The following is a 9,434-nucleotide window of genomic DNA, read 5'->3' on the forward strand; positions in this document are numbered from 1 at the left end:
GTGCCGCCAGCACCGACGCCTTCAGGTCGAAGGCGTGCGCGAGGGCCTGGAATCCGGCGATGTCGGGATGGATTCCGATGTCCTCCATGCGCCCCTCGATCATGTCGAGGTCGGCGAGGCCCGCACGGAGTCCCTCCTCAGAGCGGACCACACCGGCGTGCTGTGTCATCGTGTTGCGGATCGCCCGCTGCAGGGCTCGGACGTTCTCCCGGCCGTCCGCCGCGAGAAGGTCGTCGATCTCAGCCCGGGCCTGGGCCACGGCATCCGCTGACCGGCGCTGCGCGTCGAGACCCGCCGCGTGCGCCATGGCTGCCTGGCCGACGATGCGACCGTAGACGAGCAGCTCGATCAGGGAGTTGCCCCCGAGGCGGTTCGCGCCGTGCAGACCGCTCGACGCCTCGCCGATCGCATAGAGCCCGTCGACGTCGGTCTGGTGGTCGTCGGGACGCACCCACACCCCGCCCATCGAGTAGTGCGCGGTGGGGGCGATCTCGATCGGATCGGTCGTGATGTCGAGCATCTGCAGCTCCATCATCGTCTGATAGACGCGGGGCAGGCGGGTCATGATCGTCTCGCGCGGCAGGTGCGACACGTCGAGCCATACCCCGCCGTTCTCGGTGCCCCGGCCCTCGGCGATCTCGGTGTAGGCGGCGAGCGCGACGCGGTCGCGGGTCGAGAGCTCCATGCGCTCGGGATCGTACTTCGACATGAACCGCTCGCCGAGGGCGTTGCGGAGTATGCCGCCCTCACCGCGAGCGGCCTCGGAGATGAGAGTGCCGGCGGCGTTCTCGGGCTCGATGATGCCCGAGGGGTGGAACTGCACGAGTTCGGGGTCGCGCAACCGGGCCCCTGCCTCGACCGCCAGGCGGAACGAGTCGCCGGTGTTCTCGTCACGGCGCGACGAGGTGCGTCGCCAGATGCGGTTGTGTCCGCCGGCGGCGAGGATCACGGCATCCGCGTGGATCAGATAACGCGTGCCGTCGGACTGGTCGAAGCCGTAGGCGCCGAAGATCACGTTGTCGCGCACGAGCAGGCGCGTGATGTAGACGTGGTCGAGGATCGGCACCTCGAGCTGCTCGGCCTTGGCGACGAGGGTGCGCTGGATCTCGAGGCCCGTGTAGTCTCCGGCGAACGCGGTGCGGCGGAACGTGTGCGCACCGAAGAACCGCTGCGAGATGCGGCCGTCGTCTTCACGGGCGAAGTCCATGCCCCAGCGCTCGAGGTCGCGGATGCCGCGTTCGGCCCCCTGCGTCACGATCTCGACCGTGTGGGGGTTTGCGAGCAGGTAGCTCTCCTTGATGGTGTCGGCGGCGTGCTGCTGCCAGCTGTCGCCTTCGTCCATGGTTCCGAGAGCGGCGTTGATCCCCCCGGCGGCGAGGGAGGTATGGGCATCCTGTCGGGGGCGTTTGCCCACGGCGAGGACGTCGATGCCGTGTTCGGCGACCGCGATCGCCGCACGCAGCCCCGACCCGCCGGTGCCGATGACGAGGACCGTGGTGGAGATCTGACGTTCGCGAGTGCTCATGCCTTCCACGCTAGGTAGGGTCGACTAATAACTCCAATGCATAGTTCTACTGGTATCGATACACTGAAGACATGAACCTCGAGCAGCTCCGCGGGTTCGTCGAGGTCGCCCGCCTCGGCCACTTCACCCGCGCCTCCGAGCACCTGCACCTCGCCCAGCCGTCACTGAGCCGTCAGATCTCCACCCTCGAGCGCGAGCTCGGCGCCGAACTGTTCCACCGGGCCCGAGGTCACATCGGCCTCACCGCCGCCGGAGAGGCGCTGCTCCCCCGAGCTCAGCGGATGCTGGCCGAATCCGACGCGATCCGCGAGGAGATGGCCGAACTGGCAGGCCTCCGTCGCGGGCGTGTGCGCCTGGGCGCCCCGCCCACCCTCTGCATCAGCCTTGTCGCCGAGGCGATCAGCACCTTCCATGCCGCGCACCCCGGCGTCGACCTGCACCTGACCGAGAGCGGCTCGCGACTGCTCGTCGACCAGCTGGCCGTCGGCGCGGTCGACATCGCACTCATCACCGAGTCCGAGGGCCCACCGCCGTCGGGTTTCAGCCTCACGCGGATGCCGCTGCTGACCGAAGAGCTCGTGGTGGTGTCTGCGGCATCCGAGCCTCCGGTCTCGACGATGCCCTCGATGAGCCTCGCTCACCTCGCCACACTGCCGCTGATCGCCCTCGACGAGACCTACGAGCTGCGCGCCACCACCGACGCGGCCTTCCGCGCGGCCGGACTCACGCCGACCTTCGTCCTCGAAGGCGCCGAGATGGACGCCCTTCTCCGATTCGTCGAACGCGGGGTCGGCGTGGCCGTGGTGCCGGCGATGGTTCTGCTCGATCAGCCGGCGCTGCGATCAGTGCGGATCTCGCACCCGATGATGACGCGCACGGTGAGCCTCGCGCACCGCGCCGACGTCACCCCTGCGATCGCGGTCGCGGCGATGCGGCACGTGATCGTCGGCACCGCGGCAGAGGTCGCCCGTCGCGACCCCGCGATCACGAGCCTGCTCGACTGAGGCGCCCGGTCAGGCGTCTTCGTACTCGTCGGGCGACCACTCCTCGCGCCATTCGATGATCGGGCGATCGCCGTCGAAGCGGATCGGCAGCCAGACGTAGTCGGCGATCGAGGTGTCGACGTACGCGAACTCCTCCATCGGCTCGTCGCCGTCTTTGCCGGGTGCGAAATGCTCGATGAACGCCTGCCGGGCGCGGTCGCCGTGGTCGAGGTAACGCGGCAGCCACCGATCGGCGACCGCGATGTAGAGATCCTTCTTGCCCGGATGCCGGAACACCGACGAGATCTGCGAATGGAAGGACGTGCGCGACTCGTCGCTCGGATGCAGGTCGCCCAGCACCTCGAAGGGGCCGTGATAGCTGCGCGAGACAGCCGACTCCGACGGGTTCGGGTAGTACCCGGTCGTGCCGGACGTCAGCAGGTAGTGCCGGCCGCCTCTGTGGAAGTGGGCAGGGGCCTCACGCACGAACGGCGGCTGCGGCTGGGGGAAGTGCGTCGAGTAGTACCCAGTCACGTCGGTGTAGTCGCTGGTGAGGTCGGCGCAGATCATCTCGGAGTGCACGCGTTCGAAGTAGTAGTACCCCTTGCCGTCGTGCGGGTCTACGACCAGGTCGAAATCGCCGGCGCTCATGTCGAGCGGTCGCAGCCACGTGCGCTGGATCTCATACGGGCCGAGGATGCTGTCGGCGGTGAGCACTGTCGAGCGCTGCACCGACCCCTTCGTCATCACCTTCACCCAGCACACGAACTTGCGGGTCTCGGCGTTGAAGATGATGTGCGGGCGATCGAGGCCCTGCGCGGGATGCAGCGGTGAGGACTCGTCGTCCTCGTCGGGCGGGACGATGACACCGCGATCGTCCCAGTTGACGAGGTCGGTCGATGAGTAGCACCGCACACCCCAGTGCCAGATGCCGCTCCCCGGGGTGGAGAACTCCTTGTTCTCGCCGTACCAGTAGTGCACGCCGTCGACCGTGATGACCGAGCCGCCGTGGGCGTGTATGCGCTCGCCCTTCGTGTCGAGCCACACCTGTCCCGGACGGATGGACTGCTCCTGCGTCATACTGCTCCCTCATTCTCGAGAACGGGTTCGGGCCGGCGCCAGCCGAAGAACGGACGCTCGGGGTCGTCGTCGACGGACCGGAACGTGGTGGTGAACGAGTGCGTCCCCGGTCCCACAGGGATCTCCTCCGTCGACCCCGGCAGCACAACCGCTCCGGTGGATGCCGAAGGCACCTCGACCTCGATCGACAGCCGCTCTCCGTCGCGACGCCAGGCGATGGCGGCCGTGCCGCGGACGCTGTCATACCGCGCACTCGCGTGCTCGAGACCGCCGCCCGGCCGCGGCTCGAAGCGGATGCGCTCCCATCCCGGCGAGTCGGCGGCGAGGCCTGCGACGGCACGGTGCAGGAAGTCGGCGACGGCGCCGAGCGCGTAGTGGTTGAACGACGTCATGTCGCCGGGGTTGATCGACCCGTCGGGGAGCATGCTGTCCCACCGCTCCCAGATCGTCGTCGCCCCCATGGTCACCGGATACAGCCACGAGGGAAGCTCGTCCTGCAGCAGCAGGTGGTACGCGTAGTCCATGCTCCCGGCGCGCACGAGAGCGTCGCAGATGATCGGCGTGCCGACGAAGCCGGTCGAGATGTGGAACCCGCCCGCTCCGACGAGCTCCTGCAAGCGAGCACCGGCGCGCTGCACCTGCTCCTCGTTCTCGAACAGCTCGAACACCAGCGCGACGGCGATCGAGGTCGGGGTGTCGCTGACCACGCGGCCGCTGTCGCTGAGGAACTCGTCCTGGAAGGCGCGGGCAGCGCGGTCGGCCACTGCGCGATAGCGCGCGGCATCCGACTCCTCGCCGAGAAGCATCGCGGTGTCGGCCACGATGCGAGCCGTGCGCACGTGGTAGGCCGTCGCGACCAGATATTTGTCGGTGTGCGACTTGCCCGGATCCTCGGGCGGAGCGGTCGGGTCGAGCCAGTCGCCCAGCTGGAAGCCCGTGTTCCAGAGCCCCGTGTGCCCGGTGAGGCCGTCGACCAGATCCACCCACGCGCGCATGCTCGCATACTGGTCGGCGAGGACGCGCAGATCGCCGTCATTGCGGTACATCTCCCAGGGCACGATCACGGCGGCATCGCCCCAGGCGGCCGTCGGGAAGTTCGGGAAGCCGCACTCGACCCAGGGCACGAAGTTGGGCACATGCCCCTGATCGGCCTGTTCGACGGCGAGGTCGCGCAGCCATCCGGTGAGGGTGCCGTGGGCGGCGAACAGCCGAAGAGCAGTCGGTGCGAACACCTGGATGTCGCCGGTCCATCCCACGCGCTCATCGCGCTGCGGGCAGTCGGTCGGCAGATCGACGAAGTTGTCGCGCATGCTCCAGACGACGTTGGAGTGCAGGCGGTTGAGTCCGTCGTTCGACGAGTCGAACCATCCGGTGCGCCGCATGCCCGTGTGGATCACGACGGCCTCGACATCGCCGTCGTTCAGCTCGCCCGGCCAGTTCTCGAGCTCGGCGTACTGGAAGCCGTGGATCGTGAAACGCGGCGTGTAGGTCTCCTCACCCGACCCCGCGGCCGTGTACGTGTCGACCGATGTCGCCGCACGAAGGGGGCGGATGCCGAGCTCACCGTCCTCGATGACCTCGGCGTGATGCAGCGTCACGGTGTGACCGGCATCGGCTCTCACCCTGATCCGCAGCACACCGGAGAGGTTCTGACCGAAGTCGAGACGGATGCGGCCGCTCGGCTGCCGCGTGACAGAGACCGGACGCAGCGTCTCTGTCTCCTGCACCGGAGACGCGGTCGGCGGTTCGATCACGGCCGGGAAGTCGGCTCTCGGGAGCGTGGCGACCCGCTCCCAGCCGGAGGCGTCGAACCCGGGGGTCGACCAGCCGTCTTCCGCCAGTCGGGCGTCGAAGCTCTCTCCCTCGTACAGTCCGACCTCGGTGATCGGCGACCGAGCCGTGGTCCACTCGAGCGGCACTCGGTGCGTGATCCCGTCGGCGGTGGTGACCTCGAGCTGCGCGAGCAGCGCGACGTCGGACCCGTAGATGTCCCACACCCCGCCGTCGAAGCCGATGTGGCCTCGGTACCAGCCGTCGGCGAGCCACGCGCCGATCACGTTCTCGCCGCTGCGCAGCGCTGCGGTCACGTCGTGCGTCTGGTAGCGGATGCGGTGGCTGTAGCTCGTCCAGCCCGGCGCCAGCACGTCGTCGCCGACGCGAGTGCCGTTGACCTCCAGCTCGTACACTCCGTGCGCCGTCGAGTAGATCCGTGCTCGCACGATGCCCTCGGGCAGCGCACCCGCGGCGATGGCGGCCCGCAGCAGGTACGCCGGGCGCGGCGTCGTGCGGGGGGCCACGATCGAGGGCGAGACGAAGTCGACCTGCCAGTCGTCGCCGAGGCCGGCTTCGATCCGCACAGCCTCGCTCCATGCCCCTGAGTCGATCGCCCGGATGCGCAGTGCTCCCCCGTCGCGGGGAGCCAGCGATGCGAACGGCCAGGGCACCCGGTGAGCGGAGGCTGCGCGCTCGACGCGCACGACGCCGTCGTCGGAGGTGAACTCCAGCTCGAAGGCCGATGCGGCAGCATCCGCCACGAAGGAGATCCGCGGCTGAGCCTCGCCGATCCCTATCGTCGTGCCGCCGCGCCGATTCTCCAGCCAGATCTCGATGATGTTCGTCATGTCAGCCCTTCACCGATCCGGCCGTCAGGCCCTTCATGACCTGCTGGTTGAGGAACACGTAGATGAGGAGCGTTCCGAGCACGTTGACCGAGATCGCGGCGAAGGTCGGTCCGTACTGCACCGCTCCGTACTCTCCGGTGAAGTTGAGCAGCCCGACCTGGATCGTCCGCAGATCGCTGCTGTTGGTGAACGTCAAGGCGATCAGCAGGTCGTTCCACAGGAAGAAGAACTGCACGAGGCCGATCGTGAACAGGGCGTTCTTGACCAGCGGAAGCCCGATCGAGAAGAACGAGCGGAAGATCGAGGCACCGTCGAGAGTCGACGCCTCGAAGATCTCCCGAGGCACCGAGCGGAAGAACGTCGCCATCATGAAGACGGTCAACGGCATGCCCAGGGCGACGTAGGTGATGATCAGCGGCCACAGCGTGCCGGTCATGTTCGTGCGGAAGTAGATCGTGAACAGCGGCAGCAGGATCATCTGCGCAGGCACCATGATGCCCGCGAGGAACAGCAGCAGCACGGTGCCGCGCCCCTTCCAGACCATGACCTCGAGGGCGAAGCCCGCGGCTGTGCCGAAGACGAGGATGATCGCCAGCGAGGGGAACACCGCGATGACGCTGTTGACGATGTACTTGCCGAATTCTCCGGTCGTGAACACCTCGATGTAGTTCACGATGTCCCACGACTGCGGGAGGGCCCAGAACGGCTCGTTGAGGAATTCGCTCTGTGTCTTGAACGACCCGAGGAGCATCCACAGGATCGGGTAGACCTCGACGATGAGCAGCACCGCGATGAGCAGGCGGATCGGGAGCCGGCGGAAGAAGTCCCGCGCACCCCGTCTGTTCGGGACGACGTCGCGGCGGGCGGGCAACGGGGTGCCCGTGACGATGGTGGTGGTTGCGCTCACTGGTTCAGTCCTTCGTCAGGTCGCGTCGGGTGGAGCGGAAGATGAACACCGTGAACAGCAGACACAGGATCGTCAGCATCAGCGCGATCGTGCTGCCGTACCCGTAATCGCCGTAGGCGAAGGAGGTGCGGAACATGTACAGGGTCAACGGCGTGGTGGCATTGCCCGGCCCGCCGTTGGTCAGGGCCACGACGGTGTCGAAGACCTTCAGCGTGCCGTTGATGCTGAAGATGATCGACGACAGCAGCACCGGAAGCGAGAGGGGCAGGACGATGGTGCGGATGAGCTTCCACCCGGATGCGCCGTCGATGCGCGCCGATTCGATGAGCTCGTCGGGGATGTCGACGAGGCCGGCGTAGAGCAGCACGGCGTAGAAGCCCATCGAGCGCCACAGGTCCATCGCGATGATGACCCAGAAGGAGGCGTCGGGGGTGCCGAACCAGTCGAGGTTCTGCACGCCGAGGATTCCGAGGAACGAGTTCACCGGCCCGACGGTCGGAGCCGCCTCGAACAGCCGCTGGAACAGCAGCGCGACCGCGACCGTCGGCAGGACGACCGGGAAGAACACGATCGTGCGGATGATGCCCGAGCCCTTGCGCAGCCAGAAGACGTACATCAGGGAGAGCAGGTAGCCCACGATCACCTGCAGAGCGGTGAGGATGAGCGCGTACCTCAGCGTGAAGAAGATCGCGTCCCACGCGGCGGGGTCCTGGAAGAACTTCGTGAAGTTGTCGAGGCCGTTGAACGTGAAGCCGGTGATGGGGTTGCCGTCCTGCACCGTGTAGAACAGCGACCACACGATGGGGACGAGCATGACGAGGGAGTAGACGAGCAGCGCAGGTCCGAGAAGGACGAAGATGGCGCGCTTGTCACCGAGGACTTTGTGCATGGTGGATCTCCTGATGCGACGACGACGGTCCCGGGGCGAGCGGTCGCCCGCCCCGGGAGTGGGTCAGCCTTCGTCGTTGGCTGCCTGGACGAGCTTCATGAACTCTTCGCCGGAGAGGCTTCCGTTGGCGAGGCCCGCACCGTTGTTCTGGCTGATGCCGGTGGCCTTGGGGGTGAAGAGGGCCTCGAACCAGAGCACGCTGGAAGGGGCGTTCGCGATCTCGTCCTGGACGATCTGCGTCGTCGCCGGCANNCGAACATCACCGGGATGCCGACGTTGGCGGGGATCTGGTCGATGCTGCCCTCTCCGCCCTCGACCTCGGGGAACCGGGCGAAGCCGATGTTGTCGGCCCCGATCTGGTTCTGCGCCTCGTCGTTGAAGTTCGCGAGCACCCAGCTGCCCATGTAGTAGAACGCCGCCTTGCCCGAGAGGAAGAGGTTGAGCGAGGCGTTGTAGTCGATCGATCCGACGGCGTCTCCGAAGTAGCCGGCCTTGCCGAGTTCAGCGACGGCGTCGGCCGCAGCGACGTACTCGGGATCGGTCAGCTTGGCGTCGCCGTCGGCCACCTTCTGCAGAGCATCCGGTCCGAGGGTGCGGAAGATGTAGTCGCCGACCAGTCGCGTCACGGGCCATCCGTCTTTGCCCGCGGTCGCGAACGGCTGCACACCGGCGCCCTCGAGATCATCGGCCGCGTCGACGAGGTCGTCCCAGGTCTCGGGGATGTCGATGTCGTTCTCTTCGAGGAGCTCCTTGTTGTACCAGAACCCCTCGATGTTGAACTCGGTCGGCAGAGCGTAGAGCGCGCCGTCACCGTAGAGAGCCTTGACGGTCGACTCGGCTGCGGGCAGCAGGCGGTCCGAGACCCCGAGGTCATCGAGAGCCTTCGACAGGTCGAGCACCTTGCCGCCGTCGATGAACTCCGACATCAGCGCCGGCGTGCCGGCGGCCATCTGCATGTCGGAGAGTCCGTCCTGGCTCGCGAGCAGCTGCAGCTGCTGGTCCCACTGAGTGCCCGAGATGTCGTCGGACGACAGTGGCGCGGCGTCCGCCGCCGCCTTGCACTGGTCGCCGGCGAGAGTCTCGAGCGTCGCCAGGATCGTGGTGTTCTCGGTCTGGCCGAGATACGTGAATTCTCCGTCGCCGCCGCCGGACTCCGAGCCGGTTCCTCCCGAGCTGCCCGAGCACGCCGAGAGCGCGAGAGCGCCGACGCCGATGAGCGCGATTGCGGGGGCCAGGCGACGGGCGCGCCTCATTGCTGTGGTCACTGTTCCTCCTTGAAGAGCGACGCCTCTTTTGAAGCGCTTCATTCACACCATGCCATATGAAAAAAGGGCATGTCAAGACCGTTACGAATCAGAAATGAAGCGCTTCACGAACACCCATGCTCTAGAGTTGAAGAGCCAGGTCATGGCGAGGATGCCGAGGAGGA

The 9,434-nt window shown here is 67.2% G+C and carries 7 protein-coding genes; 1 reads left to right on the top strand and 6 read right to left on the bottom strand.

What is annotated here, in order from left to right:
• On the bottom strand, positions 1-1,525 hold a 1,525-nt coding region (locus J7E68_RS01430; RefSeq protein WP_215169178.1), incomplete at its 3' end, for an L-aspartate oxidase.
• A gap of 71 nt (positions 1,526-1,596) precedes the next feature.
• On the opposite strand from J7E68_RS01430, the gene J7E68_RS01435 reads away from it, so the two are divergent.
• Entirely contained in the window at positions 1,597-2,529 is a 933-nt protein-coding gene (locus J7E68_RS01435) for a LysR family transcriptional regulator (RefSeq protein WP_215169180.1), read from the top strand.
• Positions 2,530-2,538: 9 nt separating this feature from the next.
• Here J7E68_RS01435 and J7E68_RS01440 read toward each other — a convergent pair whose 3' ends face one another.
• The 5 genes from J7E68_RS01440 to J7E68_RS01460 all read right to left on the bottom strand — a co-directional run bounded on the left by J7E68_RS01440 (position 2,539) and on the right by J7E68_RS01460 (position 9,270).
• On the bottom strand, positions 2,539-3,588 hold the full coding sequence (locus tag J7E68_RS01440) for a family 43 glycosylhydrolase (RefSeq protein WP_215169182.1): 1,050 nt from the start codon (positions 3,586-3,588) through the stop codon (positions 2,539-2,541).
• A complete protein-coding gene (locus J7E68_RS01445; protein ID WP_215169184.1) occupies positions 3,585-6,209 on the bottom strand; it encodes an alpha-L-rhamnosidase in 2,625 nt (874 codons plus the stop codon). The genes J7E68_RS01440 and J7E68_RS01445 overlap by 4 nt, the downstream gene beginning before the upstream one ends.
• A 1-nt stretch (position 6,210) precedes the next feature.
• Positions 6,211-7,116 (bottom strand): carbohydrate ABC transporter permease, encoded by a 906-nt coding sequence (locus J7E68_RS01450; protein WP_311415972.1) that lies wholly within the window; start codon positions 7,114-7,116, stop codon positions 6,211-6,213.
• Positions 7,117-7,120: 4 nt separating this feature from the next.
• Positions 7,121-8,005 (bottom strand): carbohydrate ABC transporter permease, encoded by an 885-nt coding sequence (locus tag J7E68_RS01455; protein ID WP_215169186.1) that lies wholly within the window; start codon positions 8,003-8,005, stop codon positions 7,121-7,123.
• 95 nt (positions 8,006-8,100) lie between these two features.
• Entirely contained in the window at positions 8,101-9,270 is a 1,170-nt protein-coding gene (locus J7E68_RS01460) for an extracellular solute-binding protein (RefSeq protein WP_311415976.1), read from the bottom strand.
• Positions 9,271-9,434: the final 164 nt, after the last annotated feature.

The sequence above is a fragment of the Microbacterium sp. ISL-103 genome, from assembly GCF_018613995.1.
Classification (GTDB): domain Bacteria; phylum Actinomycetota; class Actinomycetes; order Actinomycetales; family Microbacteriaceae; genus Microbacterium.

What these genes read in the sequence shown, in the direction of transcription:
- J7E68_RS01445 (WP_215169184.1), bottom strand. Translation starts at nt 6,209, where the DNA reads ATGACGAACATCATCGAGATCTGGCTGGAGAATCGGCGCGGCGGCACG.
- J7E68_RS01455 (WP_215169186.1), bottom strand. Translation starts at nt 8,005, where the DNA reads ATGCACAAAGTCCTCGGTGACAAGCGCGCCATCTTCGTCCTTCTCGGA.
- J7E68_RS01435 (WP_215169180.1), top strand. Translation starts at nt 1,597, where the DNA reads ATGAACCTCGAGCAGCTCCGCGGGTTCGTCGAGGTCGCCCGCCTCGGC.
- J7E68_RS01440 (WP_215169182.1), bottom strand. Translation starts at nt 3,588, where the DNA reads ATGACGCAGGAGCAGTCCATCCGTCCGGGACAGGTGTGGCTCGACACG.